The organism is Nocardioides candidus (assembly GCF_041321175.1).
GTDB lineage: Bacteria > Actinomycetota > Actinomycetes > Propionibacteriales > Nocardioidaceae > Nocardioides.
In genome coordinates, this window is sequence record NZ_JBGGWC010000004.1 from 308,517 (window position 1) to 328,118 (window position 19,602).

The window sequence follows — 19,602 nt, forward strand, 5'->3', positions numbered from 1 at the left end:
CCCTTCCGCGCGTCTCCGCTGACGCGCTCCGCGGTCAGCGCTACCCAGCCGGAGGATCGCCAACCGGTACGACGACGTCGCCGATCCCGATCGTGCCGCCCTCGAGCACCCGGAAGACCGTGCCCGCCCGCCGCCGGAGCGCCTCCTGCGCACCGCGCCCGATCGTGTCGTCGAGCAGCTTGCACGGCGCGGCCACCCGCACCGCCTCCAGCACCACGTCCCCGATCCGCAACCGGGCACCGGGGTCCCGCGGCACCGCGCCGTGGCTGATCGTCAGGTTGCGCCGGGTCAGCTCCGACCGCACCTCGGCGCCGAACACCGCGGCGGCCTCGTCGAGGCTCTCGCGGCTCTGCACGGTGACGTGGCGGTGCTTGGTGCCGTGGTAGCGGTCGCCCACGATGCCCTTGCCCGCCTCCGCCTCGACGCGATCCTTGGCCTGCATGGGCAGCCGCGACCCCTTGGCGACGTGGATCGCGACGATCGTGGGACTCACAGCCGTGATTATCCCGGGGCACGCCGCCGCGGCGCCGCCTAGGCTCGCCCCGTGCCCGACCTCCCCGTCCTCAGCGTCGTCGACCAACGCATCCTCGGCTGCCTGCTCGAGAAGGAGCGCACCGTCCCGGGGTCCTACCCGATGACGCTCAACGCGCTGCGCAGCGCCTGCAACCAGACGTCGAGCCGGGAGCCGGTGGTCTCCTACGACGAACCCCTGGTGCAGCAGGCGTGCCGCGACCTGAAGGAGCGCGGCCTGATCCGCATCGTGTGGGCCGATCGCGGGCCGCGCACGCTGAAGTACCACCAGCTGCTGGCCGAGCAGCTCGACCTGGCCGAGGACGCCCGCGCGCTGCTCACCGTGCTCCTGCTCCGGGGTCCGCAGGCAGCCGGGGAGCTGCGCACCCGCACCGAGCGGCTGCACGCGTTCGCCGACCGTGCCGACGTCGAGGCGACGCTGGAGCGGATGGCGGCCGAGGAGGCTCCGCTGGTGCGGGCGCTCCCGCGCAGGGCCGGCGAGCGCGACCCGCGCTGGGTGCACCTCCTCGGCGAGACGCCGACCGACGAGCCCGCCGTCGCCGCTGTGGCGGGCCCCGAGCTCGACCTCGCCACCCGCGACGACAGGGTGCGGTCGGCGTACGACCTCGTCGCGCCCGCGTACGCCGACGCGCTCGTCGACGAGCTCGACGACCAGCCGTTCGAGCGCTGGCTGCTCGACCGCGTCGTCAGGCTCGCGGGCGGCGCACCGGTCGTCGAGGCGGGCTGCGGCCCCGGCCACGTGACCGCCTACCTCGCGGACCGCGGCGCGATCGCGACCGGCGTCGACCTGACGGCCGGCATGGTCGAGCAGGCGCGGGCGCGCTTCCCGCAGGCGTCGTACGACGTCGGCGACCTGCGCCGCCTGATGCGTCCGGCGACGGCGGACGGGTGGGGCGCGGTGCTGGCGTGGTACTCGCTGGTGCACACGGCGCCGGGCGAGATGACCGACGTGATCGCCTCGCTGGTGCGGCCGCTCCGGCCCGGCGGCTGGCTGGTCTACGCGGGGCACGCGGGCACGGGCGTGGTGCGCCGCGAGGAGTGGTTCGGTGCGGACGTCGACCTCGACTTCGTGCTGCAGGAGCCCGGTGCCGTCGCGCTGCTCCTCGAGCGGGCGGGGCTGGTCGACGTCGAGTGGTACCGCCGCGCTCCGATCACCGCCCGCGGCGAGACCACGGAGCGGTGCTACGTGCTCGGCCGTACCGCACGGTGACCCCATGTCCTACCCGCAACCTCTGGACCGAGCAGGTCAGCCGCGCGCGGCCAGCACCTGCTCGCGGAGGATGTCGCCGTGGCCCGCGTGGCGGGCCAGCTCCTCGATCATGTGGGCATACATCCACCGCACGCTGACCGGACCGCGGCGGGCGTGCGCGCCGACGTCGTCGAGGTCGTGGTCGAAGGCGATCCGGTCGGACTCCGCGCACACCTCGCGGAACCGCCGGCTGATCGAGTCGATGGTGTCGTCAGGAGCCAGGCGGAAGCTGTCGTCGATGTCCTCGGGGACCCCGAGCTCGGCACGCGTGCGGCCGGCGAGGGTGACGTGGAACCACACCTGCTCGGCGAACGCTGCGTGCTTCACCAGGCCCAGCAGCGTGGTCAGCGACGGCACCAGGCTGCGCCGCGCCTCCTCCTCGGTCAGTCCCTCGAGCAGCTCGAGGAGCTCCGCCCGGTTCGCAGCGAGGACGTCGACGAGGGTCTTGCGCTCGTCGGCCGCGTAGTCGGGATGCTCGGTCACGGGCGCAAGGGTAGAGGTCGTCCAGCACCTCCGGCGGGCGCGGTGCCGGTCCGGCACCGGGCGACCGACGCTAGTGAGCGCTGAGGATCAGCCCGCTCGTGGGCACACCGGTGCCGGCGGTGACGAGCACGTGGTGGGCGTCCTCCACCGGGTTCACCGAAGTGCCGCGGACCTGGCGGACGGCCTCGGCGATGCCGTTCATGCCGTGGATGTAGGCCTCGCCGAGCTGGCCGCCGTGGGTGTTGAGCGGGAGCCGGCCGCCGACCTCGATGGCGCCGTCGGCGACGAAGCCGGGCGCCTCGCCGCGGCCGCAGAAGCCGAGCTCCTCCAGCTGCATGAGGACGTACGGCGTGAAGTGGTCGTAGAGGATCGCCATCGGCACCTCGTCGGGCGTCAGTCCGGACTGCTTCCACAGCTCGCGCCCCACGACGCCCATCTCCGGGATGCCGATGTCGTCGCGGTAGTACGACGTCATGACGAACTGGTCGCGCCCGCTCCCCTGCGCCGCAGCGGTGACGTACGCCGGCGGGCGGGCCAGGTCACGCGCACGCTCCGCGCTCACGATCACCAGGGCGACGGCGCCGTCGCTCTCCTGGCAGCAGTCGAGCAGGTGCAGCGGGTCGACGATCATCCGCGACGCCTGGTGGTCCTCGATCGTGATCGGCTTGCCGTAGAAGAACGCGTTCGGGTTGGTCGCCGCGTGACGCCGGTCCGCGACGGCGACCGCGCCGAAGTCGGCCGACGTGGCGCCGTACTCGTGCATGTAGCGCCGCGCCTGCATCGCCACCGTCGCCGCGGGGGTGCCGAGACCCATCGGGTAGGTCCACGCGTTGTCGAGGCCGTTGGTGTTGACCTGGGTCGCGGCCGCCACGCTGACCTGGCCGAACCGGCTCTCCGAGCGCTCGTTGAAGCCGCGGTAGGCCACCACGACGTCGGCCACCCCGGTCGCGACGGCCATCGCCGCCTGCTGCACCGTGCCGCACGCGGCGCCGCCGCCGTAGTTGATGCGGCTGAAGAACCGCAGCTCCGGCACACCCAGCTCGCGCGCGACCGCGATCTCCGAGGAGGTGTCCATCGTGAAGGTCGTCAGGCCGTCGACGTCGGCGGCCGTCAGCCCGCAGTCGGCGAGCGCGGAGCGCACCGCCTCGACGGAGAGCTGCAGCTCCGAGCGGCCGGACTCCTTGGAGAACTCGGTCGCGCCGATGCCGGCGATCGCCGCCTTGCCGCTGAGGCCGCTCATGCCGCTCCGTCCGCGACGACCCGGACCGTGCCGGTCACGTGGTCGCCCAGCGACACCCGGCCGACGATCTCGATCGTGGCGATGCCGTCCTCCACCGAGGCGACCGTGCCGCTGAAGGTCAGCGTGTCGTAGGGGTGCGCGGGCGCACCGAGCCGGATCGCGATGCCCTTGAGCTCGCAGTCGTGTCCCGCCCAGTCGGCGACGAACTTCTCCACCAGCCCGTTGGTGGTGAGGATGTTCATGAAGATGTCCTTCGACCCGGCCGCCTGGGCGACGTCGCGGTCGTGGTGGACGTCCTGCCAGTCACGGGTCGCGATCGCCGTGCTCACGATCGTCGTCGGCGTCATGGGCAGGCTCCACTCGGGGATGACCTGTCCGGCCTCGAGCGTCCTCACAGCTTCCTCCAGATCGGCAGCGTCAGCTCGTCGTCGATGGTGTTGAACTCCACCCGCAGGCGGGTGCCGATCTCGATCTCGTCGTCGGCCACACCCGCGACCTCCCCGACCATCCGCACGCCCTCGTCGAGGTCGACGAGCGCGATGACGATCGGCAGCTCCTTGCCCGGCACGGGCGGGTGCCGGTGCACCACGTAGGAGAAGACGGTGCCCTCCCCCGACGCGACGTCGTAGCCGCGGTCGTAGGCCTCGCAGCTCTGGCAGGCGGGACCCGGAGGGAAGCGCCTCGCCCCGCAGGCGTTGCACTTCTGGATCCGCAGCTCCCCCTCCCGCGTGCCGTCCCAGAAGAACTGGGAGTCGCGGTTGACCATGGGCCGGATCGCCATCAGCGCTCCTTCGGGATGAACTTGAGCACGCGGAAGAGCATGCTCGCCACGAGCTCGTCGCCGACGTACCAGCGGTTGCGCGAGGTGACGAAGTAGCCGAGCCCCATGCCGGTCTGCTTCGGACCGATCACCGAGTCGAGCGCCGTGGTGACGCGGACGTGCTCGCCGACGCGGAGGTAGCGCTCGTAGGTCTGCTCGGTGTTGGTGCCGAGCACGGCCGTGAAGCCCTCGGCGGTGAGCAGCTCCATCATCGAGTGGAGCGGGTCGTCCGACGCGCGCTTGCGGCCGAGGCCGGGCATCGTCCAGACCTGCGCCATCGACGGCGGTGCCTCGCCCTCGAGGAACCGCTCGTTCTCGTAGCCCATCGCGTCGAGCCAGGTGCCGATCGTGGGCTGGTTGACCGGCCAGCGGGCCACCGTCTCCGAAGCCTCGCCGAGTGCCTTGATCCGTTCGGCCTCGGCCATGATCCGCTCGTGACGCTCGTCGGTCTCGTGACGGTCGCCAGGGCGACCTCCTCGACCATCGGTGGGTGTGTCACTCATCGCGGCACCCGCGGGAGGCCGAGACCGAACATGGCGATCAGCTCACGCTGCACCTCTTGTACGCCGCCTCCGAAGGTCAGCACCAGGTTGCGCTTGGCCTGCGCGTCCAGGTAGTCGAGCAGCTCCCTGGTCTCCGGGTCGCCGGCGTCGCCGAGCCGGTGCACCGCGGCGATCAGGTCGGCGTTGAGGTGCTGCACGTGGTCGGAGGCGAACACCTTCGACGACGACGCGTCGGCGACCGCCCTTCGAGACGCTCGCTCGTCCCTCGCGACCTCCTCAGGGACCGCCCCTGCCGTCTCGGCTGCACGTGCTACGTCCCAGTTGAGCAGCTCGTTGACCCGGAAGATCGCGGTCGCCTCGCCGAGCAGGGCGGCCAGGCCTGGATCGTCGAGCACGCCGGCCTTCTCGGCCCAGCGCATGACCCGGTCGCGCAGGCCCTCGATGCGGCCGGCCGGGCCGAGCATGACGCGTTCGTGGTTGAGCTGGGTCGTGATGAGCCGCCAGCCCTCGTTCTCCTCGCCGACGAGCATGTCGGCCGGCACGCGCACGTCGTTGTAGTAGGTGGCGTTGACGTGGTGCGAGCCGTCCGCGGTGATGATCGGCGTCCAGCTGTAGCCGGGATCGGTGGTGTCGACGATGAGGATCGAGATGCCCTTGTGCTTCGGGGCGTCCGGGTCGGTCCGCACGGCGAGCCAGACGTAGTCGGCCTGGTGCCCGCCCGTCGTCCACATCTTCTGGCCGTTGACGACGTAGTGGTCGCCGTCGAGCCTGGCCGTCGTGCGGAGGGACGCGAGGTCGGTGCCGGCATCGGGCTCGCTGTAGCCGATCGCGAAGTGCACGTCGCCGGCCAGGATGCGCGGGAGGAAGAGCTCCTTCTGCTTCTCGGTGCCGTAGCGGATCAGCGTCGGGCCGACCGTCTGCAGCGTCACGGCCGGCAGGTGCACGTCGTGGTACTGCGCCTCGTTGGCGAAGATCGTCTGCTCGATCTCGCCGAGCCCGTGGCCGCCGTACTCCTTCGGCCAGCCGACGCCCATCCAGCCGTCGTCGCCCATCCGCTTGATGAGCCGCTGGTACGACGGGCCGTGCCGGTCCCACGCGCCCTCGACCGCGCCGGGGTCGGCCGGGTGGCCGAACTCCGCGGACAGCCCGGCGAACCACGCTCGCAGCTCGGCCTTGAGCGCCCGCTGGGCCTCGGTGAGCTCGAGGTTCTTCGCCTCGGCGTCCTCCAGCGGGACCTCGGCGGCCGAGGTGTCGAGCGCGTAGGCGAGGTCGCTGGCCCAGCTCGAGTAGCCGACGAGGGGGTAGGTGACGTCGACGCCCATGCCGCCGTGGAGGTGGTGGCAGGTGCGGAACGCGGCCGGGACCACACGGCTGACCCAGTAGCCCGCGACCGCGAGGTCGTCGGAGGCGGGAAGACCGGCCGCGACCCGCCAGATCGCGTTGTCGGCGGCCAGGTCGAGGGTGCGGCTGGCGACGTAGACGTCGGCCATCTGCAGGGAGACCGCCTGGAACTCGGCCAACGACCGGCCGAACTGCTGACGCTCCTTGACGTAACCGGCCGTGAGGTCGCGGGCACCGGCCAGCACCCCGGCCGCGGTGACGGCGAGGCCCGCCGCTGCGACGTCGCGGAGGTACGGCGCCGCGCCCGTCCCGAGCGCGGCGGCCGGAGCGTCGTCGAGCACCACGGTGAAGGTCGGCGTGGCCGTCGACGCGCTCGCCGGCAGCAGCGTGACGCCGGGGCCGCCCGGGTCGACCAGCAGGACCTCGTCGCCTGCCAGCACGAGGAGCGCGGTGGCGCTGTCGGCGTAGGTGACCGCGACCTTGCGACCGCTCACCCGTCCGTCGGCGTGGTGCGTGGTGGTGCCGTGCGCGTCCCGCAGGGCGGGCGTGAGCACCGCACCGTCGGCGATCGCCGGCAGGTGCTCCTTGCGCTGCTCCTCGGTGCCGTGGGCGCCGATCGTCAGGGCTGCGCAGCAGAGGGTCTCCCACGCGGGGACCGGGCGGGCACGCCTGCCGGCCTCGCGGAGCAGCACGCCGACCGCCTCGAGACCGAGCCCGTCGCCGCCGTACTCCTCGGGGAGCGGGAGCGCGGTCAGGCCGGCGGCCTGCCACGCGTCCCAGTCGCCGGACCGCTCCAGGACATCGGTCGCCACCGCGCGGACGGCATCGATCTCATCAGGTTCCACGGACAGAACTGTAACGTGTTCTAGTTCTGAGCGCACCCGGTGTCACCGGTCGGCGACGGCCCTCTTCAGCCGCTCCAGCTCCCCGGGGAAGTGCTGGACCAGGGCGTCGGCGTCCGGCACGGACTCGCGGCAGGCGATCGCGCCGACGTGCACGGAGCCGGCGTTGGACATCACCGTGATGTTCAGCCCGGCGCCGTGGAAGACCGGACCCAGGGGGTAGAGGGCATCGATGCGCGCGCCCATGAAGTAGAGCGGGACCGGCGGCCCGGGGACGTTGGAGATCACCAGGTTGTGCACCACGGGGTGCTTCTCGGCCAGGCGCAGGTTGGCGTAGGTGCGGACCGCGAGCCCGAAGACGCGGGGCGCCGCGAACTCCGCCCAGTCCTGCAGCGCGTCGGCGCTGATGGCGTTGTGGTGGTCCTTGGCGTGGCGGTTGCGCTCCGACAGCATCTCGAGCCGCTCGAGCGGGTCGTCGGTGTCGGTGCCGAGCTTGGTGAACAGGGCGGAGACCTTGTTGGCGCCCTTGGTGCGCTTCGAGGACTCCCGCACGCTCACCGGGACGGTCGCCATCAGCGAGCTCGCGGGCAGCTCTCCGCGCTCGTCGAGGTAGGCGCGCAGGGCACCACCGCAGAGGGCCAGCACGACGTCGTTGACCGTCGTGCCGGTGGCCTTTTTGATCTCCTTGATGTCGTCGAGCCCGATGTCGGCGAGCGCGATGGAGCGGTGGGAGGTGATGGTGCCGTTGAACGAGGTGCGCGGCGCCGAGAACGGCGCGGCCATCGCCGTGCCCTCGCGGGCCCGGCCGATGCTCTTGGTGATCAGCCCGGCCGACGGACCGAGGACCTTGGCCAGGGTGACCGGCTTGCTGGCGGGGCCGACGAGCGCGCGGACCAGGAGCTCGGGCCGTCCCGGGTCGCGCGGGTAGTGGTGCGGCTCGCCCAGCGCCATCGGCGGCGCATCGGGCTCGAGGGCGCACAGGTGCGAGATGAGGTTGGCGCCGGAGACCCCGTCGACGGTCGCGTGGTGCATCTTGGCGAAGACCACGACGTTCTCGTCCGTGCCCTCGCCGTCGGGGCGGTACTCCTCGATCACCCACATCTCCCACAGCGGCCGCGACCGGTCGAGCGGGAGCGCGGCCAGGTGGGCGCAGAGGTCCATCAGCTCGCGGTAGCCGCCCGGCTTCGGTAGCGCGAGGCGGTGCACGTGGCGCTCGATGTCGAACTGCCGGTCGTGCACCCACACGGGGTGGTCCAGGCCCATCGGCACGCCGCGCAGCTTGCGGGTGAAGGCCGGCACCTCGTGCACGCTCTCGTCGATGCTCGCCATCAGCTCGTCGAAGGAGTAGGGCAAGGGCATCGTGCTCTGGTCGAGCACCATCACCGCACAGACGTGCATCAGCTGGGCGGGCGTCTCGAGGTAGAGGAAGCTCGCATCGAGCCCCGAAAGTCGGTCCATTGCTTGGCCTCCCGTAGAACGTGTTCCAATTTAACGCAAGGCCGCCGGTAGGCTCGAATCATGGGTTTCGTACGTCGACAGGCCGTCACCGCAGCGCTCACGGCCAACGCGATCCGTCCTCTGCCCGGCTTCCGCGCCGGCATCCCGGCCTTCTTCGCCGGCTGGGTCACCGGTGAGCTGGCACCTCACTTCCTCGCACTGACCGCGGCCGACGCCGCCGTGCAGCTCGGCCGGGGGCGGCGCGACCGGCTGGGCCTGGCGCTCGCCGGCGCGAGCGCGGCCGGGCTCGGCTACCTGATCGCGCAGAGCCGCCGGGCCGCCGACATCGCCGAGGACGCCCTGGTCGAGGGGCTCGGCATCGACTACGTCGAGCAGCTCGACCAGGCGCCGACGCCCGCCGAGCTCGCCACGCCCTGGCGTCGGGTCGCGAACCCCTTCCGGTTCGGGAGCGCCCGACGTCGGGCCGGTGTCGTGGTGGAGCGCAACGTGCCGTTCGCCCCCTACGGCAAACGCGGCATGCTCGACGTCTACACCTCGTCGGAGACCCCGCCGGAGGGTGCGCCCGTGCTGCTCCAGGTCCACGGTGGCGCCTGGGTCCTCAGCAAGAAGGAGGAGCAGGGGCTCGCGCTGATGGAGCACCTGGCCGCGAAGGGCTGGGTGTGCGTGGCGGTCAACTACCGCCTCGCCCCGCGCGACCGGTGGCCCGCGCAGATCGTCGACGTCAAGCAGGCCATCGCCTGGATCCGCGAGCACATCGCCGACTACGGCGGCGATCCCGACTACATCGCGATCACCGGCGGGTCCGCCGGTGGACACCTCACCGCGCTGGCGGCCCTCACGCCCAACGACCCCGACTTCCAACCGGGCTTCGAGGACGTCGACACCACCGTGCAGGCCGCGGTGCCGCACTACGGTGTCTACGACCTCGCGGGCGCCTCCGGCCTGCGCAACGTGGAGCTGATGCGCGACCGGTTCCTCGGGAAGTGGGTCATGCCGTCGTCGTACGCCAGGACACCGGAGGTCTACGAGTCGGCCTCTCCCCTGCTCCGCGTCACCCCCGACGCGCCGGACTTCTTCGTGCTGCACGGCCGCAACGACACCCTGGTCGGGGTCGACCAGGCCCGCCAGCTCGTCGCCCGCCTGCGCGAGACCTCCAAGCGCACCGTCGTCTACGCCGAGCTCCCCCACGCCCAGCACGCGTTCGACGTCTTCCCCTCCATCCGTTCGCAGCACGTCGTGCGCGCCATCGACCGCTACCTGCACTGGCACTGGAACACCTGGCGTCGCCAGCAGGGCGAGCGCTAGCGCGGCAGACCGAGGATCCGCTCGCCGGCGACGTTGCGCAGGATCTGGGTCGTGCCCCCGGCGATCGAGAGGCATCGGGTGTTGAGCATCTCCCAGACGTCGGCGGAGATGCCCGGGGTGTCGCGCTCGATGGCCCCGACGGTGGCGACCGCGTCGCCCTGGAGATCGACGACGAGGGCCGAGGACGTCTGCCTGCTGCGTACGCCGAGCAGCTTGGCCACGCTCGACTCGGCTCCCGGTCCGTGGCCGCCGAGGGCGCGCAGCGTGGTGCGCACGCCGAGGAGGCCGCAGACGGTCGCCAGCGCGACGGCGTGACCGACCCGCGCCGACCCGGCGGGGTCGAGACCCGCAGCCGCCAGCTCCACGGCGCGCTCGACGCTCTTGCCGAGACGCGCGCTCGCCATCGCCACGCGCTCGTTGGCGAGCGTGGTGCGGGCGAGCCGCCAGCCGTCACCCGGCTCCGCGACGACGCAGTCGTCGGGCACGAACACGTCGTCGAGGAAGACCTCGTTGAAGAGCGCCTCGCCGGTGATCTCGCGCAGCGGTCGCACGTCGATGCCCTCGGAGCGCATGTCGACGAGGAAGTAGGTGATGCCCTTGTGCTGCGGGACCTCGGCGTCCGTCCGGGCCAGGCAGATCGCCCAGTCGGCGCGCTCGGCGACCGAGCTCCACACCTTCTGGCCCTTCAGCGACCAGCCGCCCTCGACCCGGGTCGCCCGGGTCCGCAACGACGCCAGGTCCGAGCCGGACCCCGGCTCGGAGAAGAGCTGGCACCAGGTGAGGTCACCGAGCAACGAGGGGCGCACGAAGCGTTCGCGCTGGGCATCGGTGCCGTGCTGCAGGATCGTCGGCACCGCCCAGCCGGCGATCACGAGGTCGGGCCGGGTCACTCCGGCACGACCGAGCTCCTGGTCGATGACGACCTGCGTCACGGGGTCGGCGCCGAGGCCGTAGGGCGCGGGCCAGTGCGGGGTCTGGTAGCCGCACTCGACGAGGGCCGCTCGTCGCTCCTCCTCCGGCAGGGCCGCGATGCGCTCGGCCGTGGCGCGGACGTCGTGGCGCAGCGGCTCGTCGAGCCCGCCGAGGTCGACGTCGACCCGCCGTCGTACTCCCGCGACAGCGGCGGCCGTCAGTCGGGCGGCCGCCTCGTCGCCGGAGCCGACCAGGCCGCGCAGCGAGACCGCGCGACGCAGGTAGAAGTGCGCGTCGTGCTCGTAGGTGAAGCCGATCCCCCCGAGGACCTGGATGCACGACTTGGCCACCTCGACGGCGCCGGAGAAACAGGTCGCGAGCGCGACGTCGACGGCGAAGGCCCACTGCTCCTCGTCGCCGTCCGCGGCGCAGGCCGCGTCCCACGCGGCCGCCGTGACCGCCTCGGCGGTCTCGAGCATCTCGGCACACAGGTGCTTGATCGCCTGGAAGGACCCGATCGGCCGGCCGAACTGCTCGCGGACCTTGGCGTACTCCACCGCCGTGTCCAGGCACCACCGCGCGATGCCGGAGGCCTCGGCGGCGCCCAGCGTCACAGCAGTACGACGGCCGGACTCGTCGAGCACGACACCCTCACCCGTCGCGGCGTGCCGCGCCGACAGGTCGATGCCGATGACTCCCGGGGCGACCCCCGCGGTACCGCCGTCCCACAGCACGCCTCCGGGGTGCGCCTGCACGGCATGGCGTCCGGGACGGCCCGTCACGATCGCACCGACGGCTGCTCCCAGGAGACCTCCGGGCACTAGCTCGTAGGCGCACGCCTCCAGCGCGACCGCCTGGTCGAGCAGCGACCCGCCCCCTCCGCCGGTCGACTCCGGCACCGCGATCGATGCCACGCCCATCTCCTCGACGGCGGTCCAGACCGTGTCGAAGCGCGCGTCGGCGTCGCCCTCGGCCGCGCGGACGGCGTCAAGCGCGTCGAGGCTGGCCGCCCACTTGCGCAGGCTGGCAGCGAGCTCCTCGTGCTCGTCGGAGAGGGCGATCGACATCGTGCTCCTTGGTCTCGAGGCTCGCTGCACTCCGGAGCCCAAACTAGAACGTGTTCTAAGTCTACTAGAGTTGCGCCGTGACCGACACGATGCCGCCCGACCTGCTCGAGCACGCGCTGGCAGCAAAGGGGTTCATGCCGCCCGACGAGGGCGAGCTCCTGCACCGCGTCGCGCGCGAGCGGCTCCGCCACGGCCCGGCGCTCGAGGTCGGCACCTACTGCGGCAAGTCGGCCGTCTACCTCGGGGCGGCCGCCCGCGAGGTCGGGGGCCCCGACAGCGTGGTCTTCACCGTCGACCACCACCGCGGCTCGGAGGAGAACCAGGCGGGCTGGGAGCACCACGACACCAGCGTGGTCGACCCCGAGGTCGGCCTGATGGACACCCTGCCGACGTTCCGTCGCACCATGGCCCGGGCGGGCCTGGAGGAGCACGTGGTGGCGATCGTCGGTCGGTCGAAGGTCGTCGCCGCCCACTGGCGCACGCCGCTCAGCCTGCTCTTCATCGACGGCGGCCACGGCGAGCAGCCGGCCCGCGACGACTTCGAGGGCTGGGCGCACTGGGTCGACCTCGGCGGCTACCTCGCCATCCACGACGTCTTCCCCGACCCCGCTGACGGCGGGCGGCCGCCGTACGAGCTCATCTACCTGCCGGCGATCGCCAGCGGCGCGTTCGAGGAGATCGAGGCGGTGGGCTCGATGCGGGTGCTGCGACGCGCCTCAGGCTCGGCCGGCCAGGCTCTCTGACGGGCAGTCGCACTCCAGCGCGATCTCCTGGAAGTGCGGCGCGAGCGACGTGCCGCGCATGATGCCGGACCCCGGCGTGCTGTGCCCGCCCGTCTCCCCCAGCGCGTCGACGGCCAGGACCACCGCTGCGGCCGTGTAGGTCGTCTGCTCGTCGGGCCAGTGCACGTTGCGCGGCTCGACCTCGCCGTCGGCGTTGACGACCTCGGCCGTCGTGGCGTCGTCGCCGTAGACCCAGCCGGTCCAGTAGGCGCCGCCCTCACCGCGCAGGTGCTGCATGTCGGCGACCAGCTGGCGGGCCCGCCGGTGGTCGCCGAGCAGGTCGAGCGCCATGGCCAGCTCGCACGTCTCGGCGCCGGTGACCCACGGGTTCGTGTCGACGCAGCGGATGCCCAGGCCGGGCACGACGAAGTCGTCCCACCGCGACTCGAGCAGCTCGAACGCGGCCCGTCCCCGCACGGCACCGCCGAGGACCGGGTAGTACCAGTCCATCGAGAAGGTGCTCTTGTCGGCGAACAGGTCACGGTGCACCCGGACGGCGTGGCCGAGCCGGCCTCCGGCCAGCTCCCACTCCGGCTGGGGGTCGTCCATCAGGTCCGCGAGCGCGACGCCGGCACGCAGCGAGTGGTAGATCGAGGAGTTGCCGGTGAGCAGGCAGAAGTCGTCGACCGGCGTCCAGCGGATGCCGCCGAAGGGCTCCTGGAGGGAGACGACCCAGTCGAGGGCCGCGCGCACCGTCGGCCAGTAGAGCTCGACGAACCGGATGTCGCGCCGCACCAGCCAGTGGTGCCAGAGGCCGACGGCGAAGTACGCCGACATGTTGACCTCGCCGCGGTCGTCCTCGACCGTGTTGTCGACGATCTTCATCGGGAAGGACCCGTCCGGCCGCTGCATCGTGGGGATCCAGGCGTAGGCGCGCTCGGCGGCCGCGACCTGGCCGCCGACGAGCAGCGCCATGGCGCCCTCGACGTGGTTCCAGATGTCGACGTGCTCACCGACGGTCCACGGGATCGCGCCGCACGGCTCCTGCATCGCGGCGATCGATGCCGCGGTCGCGGCCACGTCGACGGCGCTCATCAGCCCGTCGACGTACGGCAGCCGCGCCAGCGGGACCTCGAGGCCGGCGATCTGCTGCTCCTGGGTCACCGGGGCGCCACCGCCACCGGCTTGCGGAAGTAGAGCACCATGCTCTTCCCGATCATCGGGTCGAGCACCTTCCCCGCGAGGCGGAGGGCGGTGGGCTGCTTCATGATCTCCCACACCAGGAGCTTGTGGTACGCCTTCGCCAGCGGGTGCCCGTCGTTGTCGACGCCGACGGCGCACTTGATCCACCAGTACGGCGAGTGCAGCCCGTGCGCGTAGCCCTTGCCCTCGAACACCATCGCGTCACCCGGCGTGCCGTCGTTGGGACGCCCGCCCTTGGTGACCTTGTCGATCAGCTCGTGGTCGGTGTAGATCCGGATGTGGCCGCCCTCGGCGTTGTGGTAGTCGTCCGAGAGCTTCCAGTTGATGACCTCCGGCAGCCAGCGCGGCACCGAGATCGCCAGCGTGCCGCCGGGGCGCAGCACCCGGACGAGCTCCTTGATCGCGTCGACGTCGGCCCAGATGTGCTCGAGCACCTCGGCGGCGACGATCCGGTCGAACTCGCCGTCGGCGAACGGCAGCGCGAGCGCGTCGCCCTGCTTGACGTCGGCCTCGGCACCCTCGGGCACCTCCCCGGCCTCCTTCATCGCGGCGAAGAGGTTGCGGACGTTCTCCAGCTCCTCGGCGTCCATGTCGAAGGCGATGACGTCCGCGCCACGGCGGTACATCTCGAAGCTGTGCCGGCCCGCGCCGGCACCCATGTCGAGGACCCGGTCACCCGGCTGGAGGCCGAGTCGGTCGAAGTCAACGGTCAGCATCTGCTCGCTCCTGGTGGTACTGGGTGATGACGTCCTCGAGCACGGCGGCGGTCTTCACCGCGACCGCGCTCCAGCTGAAGAGCTCCTTGACGCGCTCGCGTCCGGCGGCGCCCATGCGCGCGCGGCGCTCGGGGTCGTCGAGCAGTGCGGCGACCGCGTGGGTGAGCGCACCGACGTCGCCGGGCTCGACCACGTCGGCGCAGAGGCCGTCGGGACCGACGACCTCCGGGATCGCTCCCGCGCGGGAGACGACGAGCGGGGTCTCGCAGGCCATCAGCTCGGCGGTCGGGAGCGAGAAGCCCTCGTAGAGGGAGGGGACACAGGCCAGCTCGGCGGACCCCATCAGGGCGACCAGCTCGTCGTCGGTCAGCCCGTTGGCGAAGCTGACGTGGTCGGCGATGCCGAGCTTGTCGATGAGCTTCTCCGTGACCCCGCCCTCCTTCGGCTTGGTCACCAGGACCAGCTCGAGGTCGCGCTCGGTCAGCAGCTTGGCGAAGGCCTCCAGCAGGATGTGGATGCCCTTGAGCGGCGCGTCGGCGCTCGCCATCGCGAGGATCCGGCCCTCCACCCGCGGCTCGGTCGGCGCCCGGAACCGGTCGTCGACGCCGAGCAGGATCGTCTCGATCCGAGCGGGGTCGACGCCGAACTCACGCGCCACGTCGCGCTTGGACGACTCGGAAGGCACCAGGACCTGGCGCAGCCGCGGTGCGGTGCGCTTCTGCTCGTTGAGGAAGGAGTACCAGCGCCACACGCCGATCTTGGGGAACTCCAGGCGCCACCGCGATCCCGCCTTCCGCCGTGCCCACGGGGCGACCTCGAGCTCGATGGCGCGGTCCATGGTGATCGGGTGGTGGATCGTCGAGGCCAGCGGCAGGCCCGCGTCCTCGACGGCGAGGATCGGCGTGGCCAGGGTCTGGTTGTCGAAGACGATGTCGAACTCGTCGCGGCGAGCCTTCAGGATCTTGACCACGCGCTTCGCGAAGGTGATCGGCTCGGGGAAGGCGCCGCTGCGCATGCGCACCCACTCCTCGACGTCGACCAGGTCGCGGAACTCGCGCGGGTGGGGATTGCGGAACTCGTCGCCGGGCCGGTAGAGGTCGAGGCTCGGCACCTTCGTGAGGAGCACGCCCTCGTCGAGCTCGGGGTAGGGCTGACCCGAGAAGACCTCCACCGTGTGGCCGAGCGCCACCAGCTCGCGGCTCAGGCGCCGGATGTAGATACCCTGGCCGCCCACGTGGGGCTTGCTGCGGTAGGACAGCATCGCGATCCGCATGCCGACTCCTCCTCGTGATGCCGGAGCGGGCCGACACAACCTAGAACGTGTTCCTATTATGGGTTACGTACGGGTAGCCTATAGTCCGGGCGTCCGCTCGCGAGATTCGCGAGTCGACGCTCACGAACCGAACAAGTGGGCTCGGGTGCGCCATTCCAGTGACGTGCGGCACACTCCCGCCCTCCCGACGTCGCAGGGGAGACAGTCGTGACCACCACCAACCCGCTCGGCTCGGCCGTGGGCGCGGACGACCGCGTCGACAACGCCGGCAGCGCGGCTCAGCGCGAACGCCGCAAGCGGATCCTCGACGCGACCTACGACCTCGCCAAGGACGGTGGGTTCGACGCCGTGCAGATGCGCGCCGTCGCCGAGCAGGCCGACGTCGCCCTCGGCACCCTCTACCGCTACTTCCCCTCCAAGATCCACCTGCTCGTCTCCGCCCTCGACCAGCAGTTCGAGGACGCCCAGAGCCGACTGCAGGCCCGCGACATCCCGGGTGACACGCCCGCCGAGCGCGTGCTCTACGTCCTCAAGCGGCTGACCCGCGGCATGCAGGGAGACCCCAAGCTCACCGAGGCCCTCACGCGCGCCTTCATGTTCGCCGACAGCAGCGTGGCCAGCGAGATCCACGCCGTCGGCATGTCGATGACCTCGATCGTCACCCAGGCGATGCACGGTGGTGCCGTCGAGCGCGACGCGATCACCGACGATGACGTCACCCTCGCCCGGGTGATCGGCGACGTCTGGCTCTCCGCCCTGATGGCGTGGGTCACCGGCCGGTCGACCGCCCCCGAGACGGCGGCCCACATGGAGACCGCGGTCCGGCTGATCCTGCGCTGAAGGGCCGGCACGCTAACGCAGCGGTACGACGTCGTCAGGTCCGAGCTCGGCCGCGACCTCGCACGCGTGTGTCGGCAGGTGGCACCGCACCCAGGCACGTGCGCCCGAGCGGTCCGTGGCGTCGACCAGTACGTCGTGGCGGTCCTCCCCCACGACGCCGGCGACCGTGAGGCCGTCCGGAAGCCGCAGCCTGCTCCGCCCGCCCGTGAGACCTCGCCACCCGTGTCCCTCCTGGTCCGAACGGAGGCTGGCCCCGAGCTCCACCAGCCGGCCGTCGGCCTCGAGGGCGACGATGCCCGGCGAGGTCAGCCACACCCGCTCCGCCGACAGGTGCTCGCGCTCCCGGTAGTCGACCGGGGTGCTGCTGCCCGGCACGCGAGGCCCGACCACGTAGCCCCAACCCCACTCGTGGCCGGGGTAGCTCACGAGGACCTCCGAGGAGATGCCGGTACCGACGAGCTCGCCCGACCCCGTCCCCGCCACCGGCCAGAAGTACCGATCGGTGTCGGGTGGCGGGTACTCCGAGCCCTCGCGGCCCTCGTAGGTGTCCCACATCCACACCTTGCCGTCGGCCCGGACGAAGACGTCGGGATCCATGTCGAGGTCGGCGCCGATGACGACCGCGTCGTGGCAGCAGCCGTCGGGCAACGGCTGGGGATCGGCGGGCTTGTCGGCGTTGTACATGATCCGGTGGTCGTCCTCGATCCAGTACGGGATGCCGACGGCGTAGGCCGGAGACGTCGCGCGGGAGGAGACCACCACCACGCGGCGTCCCAGGACCAGGGAGACGGTGTGCTCCCTCGGCGCGTAGAGCCACACCACGGAGCTGCCCGCGGTCAGGGCCGACACCCGTCGGTGCAGCTCGACGGAGCGATCTCCGAGGACGACGGTCCGACCTGCTCTGACGTAGGCGAGCGCGGGCGGCTCGCCGATCGCCAGCCCGCCGAAGGACGCCGGCGGTCGCGTCGACCCGCCCGGCTCCGCGCCAGGCTCCGCGCCCGGGCTCGACGATGGTCCGGGAGCTGGCGCGTCCCGCGCCGCGCTACAGCCGCTCATGGCTGCGGCGACCACGACGGCGACCACCATCGTCCTCATGCGGTGACGACGCCTGAGCGGCGCCGCTGGTTGCGCGCGACCGGCTACGGCTTCCGCTTCGCCTTGGCGATCGTGTCCTCGACGATCGAGTTGAGGCGTGCGCCGTTCGGCCAGCCGGCGTAGTGGCTCAGGAAGACCACGATCTCGCGCAGCGCCGCGTCGTCGAGCTCGCCGTTGGCGTGCGCGGCCGGTACCTGGATCCCGAGCACGTCGGCAGCCCCCTGCCCCGCGAGCAGGCCGATCAGCAGCAGCCGCCTGTCCCGGTCGCTGAGGCCGGGGCGGTCCCAGATGTCGGCGAAGAGGTGGTCGGCGGTGTAGCGGAAGAAGTCGCCGTCCCCGTCGGACATCTCGAAGCCGTAGACCTGCTCCATCCTCTCCAGGCCCCTGCGTCGGGCCTCCGGAAGATCATCGAACTTGCCCATCAGAGACCCAGTCCCTTCCCCAGTCGCGGCAGCGCTTCGCGCGCCAGTGGTACGTCGACACCCAGCTCGTCCGCGAGCGCGATCGCGAAGCCGAGGTCCTTCTCCCCCAGCGCGCGCACGTGGTCGAACACGCCGTGCCAGAAGTCGTCCGGCGCGATCGGCGCCGTGGTGTCGCGGTACATGATCGCGCCGGGGCCGCCGGTGATCGCGTCGGTGTGACGGACCACCTCGCCGAGCGCGACCAGGTCGAGGCCGGCCGCCTCCGCGAGGCGCTGTGCCTCTGTGACGGCGGTGAAGGCGACGAAGTGGATGAGGTTGCGGGCCAGCTTCATCCGCGTGCCGGCTCCGAGCGGGCCGGCGTGGACGACCTTGGAGCCCATCGCCTCGAGCGCGGGGCGTGCGGCCGCGAAGGCCTCATCCTCGCCGCCGACCATGATCGCCAGCGACCCGTCGGCAGCGCCCATCGGCCCGCCGCTGACCGGCGCGTCGAGAACCGTCAGCCCGCGTGCGGCGAGCTCGGCGGATGTGCCGGGAGCGACGGTCGAGTGGAGGACGAGCACCGCACTCTCGCCCACCTCGTCGGCCACGGCGCGCACCTGGTCGTCGTCGCGCACCATCACGCACACCACGTCCACCGCCGCCGCGAGCTCACCCACGCTGCCACCGGCCCTGGCGCCGGCCGCGGTCAGCTCCGCGACCGGGTCGGGCATGACGTCGTACACCCACAGCTCGATGTCCTCAGCGGCCGCGAGCCGCAGCGCCATCGGCCTGCCGATGTTGCCGAGGCCGACGAACCCCACCTTCGTCATCGTCAGAGCCTGAAGGTCTGGCCGCCGTCGACCGCCAGGATCTGGCCGGTGACCCACGACGCGTCGTCGGAGAGGAGGAAGAGCAGCGCGCCGACCATGTCGGCGGTCTCCCCCATCCGCTTGATCGCCAGTGAGCTCCGCACGATGTCCTTGGCCGCGTCGCCGGCCTGGATCCGCGTCGCTTCGGTCGCCACGGGGCCCGGCGCGATCGCGTTGACCCGGATGCCCTGTCCGCCGAGCTCGTGGGCGAGCTGCTGCGTCAGGCTGTTGGTGGCGGCCTTGGCGAGCCCGTAGAAGCCCGAGTAGAGGTAGGCGGCGGTCGAGCTCTGGTTGACGATCGCTCCCCCACCGCGCCGGGCGATCTCCGGGTAGACGGCGCGGGTCATCACCAGCGCGCCGTCGAGGTTCACCGACATGAACCTCTTGTAGTAGTCCCAGTCGACGGAGATGAGCAGGTTGAACTCCATCGCCCCGTAGATGGCGGCGTTGTTGACCAGGTGGTCGATGCCGCCGTACTCCTCCACCGTGCGAGCGACGAGCGCCTCGGCCGACTCCGCGGACGAGACGTCGCACGCGACGAAGATCGCCTTGCCGCCCTCCTCGTTGATCGACGCCGCGACCTTGGCGCCGGCCTCCTCGTTGAGGTCGGCGACCACCACGGCCGCACCCTCCGCCGAGAGCGCCCGTGCGTAGGCCTCGCCGATCCCCTGTGCCGCGCCGGTCACGACGACGGTCTTGTTCTCGAATCTCATCTGCTTGATGCTGCCTTTC

Annotated in this window: 20 protein-coding genes; 4 read left to right on the plus strand and 16 right to left on the minus strand. The window is 71.8% G+C overall.

Going from position 1 to position 19,602, the window contains the following annotated elements:
• Positions 1-40: 40 nt before the first annotated feature.
• Positions 41-493 carry an MOSC domain-containing protein gene (locus ACAX67_RS18665; protein WP_370705385.1) on the minus strand — a complete coding sequence of 151 codons (453 nt, stop codon included), beginning with the start codon at positions 491-493 and terminating at the stop codon, positions 41-43.
• Between the two features lie 51 nt (positions 494-544).
• Here ACAX67_RS18665 and ACAX67_RS18670 point away from each other — a divergent pair, with 51 nt between their 5' ends.
• The gene (locus ACAX67_RS18670; protein ID WP_370705386.1) at positions 545-1,741 is read left to right on the plus strand and encodes a DUF480 domain-containing protein; all 1,197 of its coding nucleotides are present in this window, start codon (positions 545-547) and stop codon (positions 1,739-1,741) included.
• A gap of 36 nt (positions 1,742-1,777) precedes the next feature.
• Here the strand turns inward: ACAX67_RS18670 and ACAX67_RS18675 are convergent, their stop codons facing one another.
• The 7 genes from ACAX67_RS18675 to ACAX67_RS18705 all read right to left on the minus strand — a co-directional run bounded on the left by ACAX67_RS18675 (position 1,778) and on the right by ACAX67_RS18705 (position 8,467).
• Positions 1,778-2,263: a DinB family protein gene (locus tag ACAX67_RS18675; protein WP_370705387.1), complete on the minus strand. Its 486-nt coding sequence runs from the start codon at positions 2,261-2,263 to the stop codon at positions 1,778-1,780.
• A 70-nt stretch (positions 2,264-2,333) separates the two neighbouring features.
• Positions 2,334-3,503, minus strand: coding sequence for a lipid-transfer protein (locus ACAX67_RS18680; protein WP_370705388.1), 1,170 nt, complete (start codon positions 3,501-3,503; stop codon positions 2,334-2,336).
• Positions 3,500-3,898: a MaoC family dehydratase gene (locus ACAX67_RS18685; RefSeq protein ID WP_370705389.1), complete on the minus strand. Its 399-nt coding sequence runs from the start codon at positions 3,896-3,898 to the stop codon at positions 3,500-3,502. The genes ACAX67_RS18680 and ACAX67_RS18685 overlap by 4 nt, the downstream gene beginning before the upstream one ends.
• Positions 3,895-4,284: a Zn-ribbon domain-containing OB-fold protein gene (locus ACAX67_RS18690; protein WP_370705390.1), complete on the minus strand. Its 390-nt coding sequence runs from the start codon at positions 4,282-4,284 to the stop codon at positions 3,895-3,897. Before ACAX67_RS18690 ends, ACAX67_RS18685 begins: the two co-directional genes overlap by 4 nt.
• Complete coding sequence (locus ACAX67_RS18695) at positions 4,284-4,826, minus strand: FAS1-like dehydratase domain-containing protein (protein ID WP_370705391.1); 543 nt, start codon at positions 4,824-4,826, stop codon at positions 4,284-4,286. The genes ACAX67_RS18690 and ACAX67_RS18695 overlap by 1 nt, the downstream gene beginning before the upstream one ends.
• A complete protein-coding gene (locus tag ACAX67_RS18700) occupies positions 4,823-7,012 on the minus strand; it encodes an acyl-CoA dehydrogenase family protein (RefSeq protein ID WP_370705392.1) in 2,190 nt (729 codons plus the stop codon). The genes ACAX67_RS18695 and ACAX67_RS18700 overlap by 4 nt, the downstream gene beginning before the upstream one ends.
• Positions 7,013-7,054: 42 nt before the next feature.
• Complete coding sequence (locus tag ACAX67_RS18705; protein WP_370705393.1) at positions 7,055-8,467, minus strand: WS/DGAT/MGAT family O-acyltransferase; 1,413 nt, start codon at positions 8,465-8,467, stop codon at positions 7,055-7,057.
• Positions 8,468-8,527: 60 nt separating this feature from the next.
• Here ACAX67_RS18705 and ACAX67_RS18710 point away from each other — a divergent pair, with 60 nt between their 5' ends.
• On the plus strand, positions 8,528-9,772 hold the full coding sequence (locus ACAX67_RS18710) for an alpha/beta hydrolase fold domain-containing protein (protein ID WP_370705394.1): 1,245 nt from the start codon (positions 8,528-8,530) through the stop codon (positions 9,770-9,772).
• On the opposite strand, the gene ACAX67_RS18715 is transcribed toward ACAX67_RS18710, so the two are convergent.
• The gene (locus ACAX67_RS18715) at positions 9,769-11,751 is read right to left on the minus strand and encodes an acyl-CoA dehydrogenase family protein (protein WP_370705395.1); all 1,983 of its coding nucleotides are present in this window, start codon (positions 11,749-11,751) and stop codon (positions 9,769-9,771) included. The two genes, ACAX67_RS18710 and ACAX67_RS18715, sit on opposite strands and share 4 nt — an antisense overlap.
• Positions 11,752-11,828: 77 nt before the next feature.
• Here ACAX67_RS18715 and ACAX67_RS18720 point away from each other — a divergent pair, with 77 nt between their 5' ends.
• Entirely contained in the window at positions 11,829-12,494 is a 666-nt protein-coding gene (locus ACAX67_RS18720) for a class I SAM-dependent methyltransferase (protein ID WP_370705396.1), read from the plus strand.
• Here the strand turns inward: ACAX67_RS18720 and ACAX67_RS18725 are convergent.
• From ACAX67_RS18725 to ACAX67_RS18735, 3 genes are read right to left on the minus strand one after another with little or no spacing between them, the layout of a single operon-like run.
• Positions 12,468-13,637, minus strand: coding sequence for a prenyltransferase/squalene oxidase repeat-containing protein (locus ACAX67_RS18725; RefSeq protein WP_370705397.1), 1,170 nt, complete (start codon positions 13,635-13,637; stop codon positions 12,468-12,470). The genes ACAX67_RS18720 and ACAX67_RS18725 overlap by 27 nt on opposite strands.
• Positions 13,634-14,392 (minus strand): class I SAM-dependent methyltransferase, encoded by a 759-nt coding sequence (locus ACAX67_RS18730; protein ID WP_370705398.1) that lies wholly within the window; start codon positions 14,390-14,392, stop codon positions 13,634-13,636. Before ACAX67_RS18730 ends, ACAX67_RS18725 begins: the two co-directional genes overlap by 4 nt.
• Positions 14,379-15,665 (minus strand): glycosyltransferase family 4 protein, encoded by a 1,287-nt coding sequence (locus ACAX67_RS18735; RefSeq protein WP_370705399.1) that lies wholly within the window; start codon positions 15,663-15,665, stop codon positions 14,379-14,381. The genes ACAX67_RS18730 and ACAX67_RS18735 overlap by 14 nt, the downstream gene beginning before the upstream one ends.
• Positions 15,666-15,872: 207 nt before the next feature.
• Here ACAX67_RS18735 and ACAX67_RS18740 point away from each other — a divergent pair, with 207 nt between their 5' ends.
• Complete coding sequence (locus tag ACAX67_RS18740) at positions 15,873-16,505, plus strand: TetR family transcriptional regulator (RefSeq protein ID WP_370705400.1); 633 nt, start codon at positions 15,873-15,875, stop codon at positions 16,503-16,505.
• 12 nt (positions 16,506-16,517) lie between these two features.
• On the opposite strand, the gene ACAX67_RS18745 is transcribed toward ACAX67_RS18740, so the two are convergent.
• The 4 genes from ACAX67_RS18745 to ACAX67_RS18760 are packed head-to-tail and all read right to left on the minus strand — an operon-like array spanning position 16,518 to position 19,583.
• On the minus strand, positions 16,518-17,600 hold the full coding sequence (locus ACAX67_RS18745) for a hypothetical protein (RefSeq protein ID WP_370705401.1): 1,083 nt from the start codon (positions 17,598-17,600) through the stop codon (positions 16,518-16,520).
• A gap of 44 nt (positions 17,601-17,644) precedes the next feature.
• Complete coding sequence (locus ACAX67_RS18750; protein WP_370705402.1) at positions 17,645-18,022, minus strand: carboxymuconolactone decarboxylase family protein; 378 nt, start codon at positions 18,020-18,022, stop codon at positions 17,645-17,647.
• Entirely contained in the window at positions 18,022-18,831 is an 810-nt protein-coding gene (locus ACAX67_RS18755) for an NAD(P)-dependent oxidoreductase (RefSeq protein WP_370705403.1), read from the minus strand. Before ACAX67_RS18755 ends, ACAX67_RS18750 begins: the two co-directional genes overlap by 1 nt.
• Positions 18,832-18,833: 2 nt before the next feature.
• The gene (locus tag ACAX67_RS18760; RefSeq protein WP_370705404.1) at positions 18,834-19,583 is read right to left on the minus strand and encodes an SDR family oxidoreductase; all 750 of its coding nucleotides are present in this window, start codon (positions 19,581-19,583) and stop codon (positions 18,834-18,836) included.
• Between the last annotated feature and the right edge of the window lie 19 nt (positions 19,584-19,602).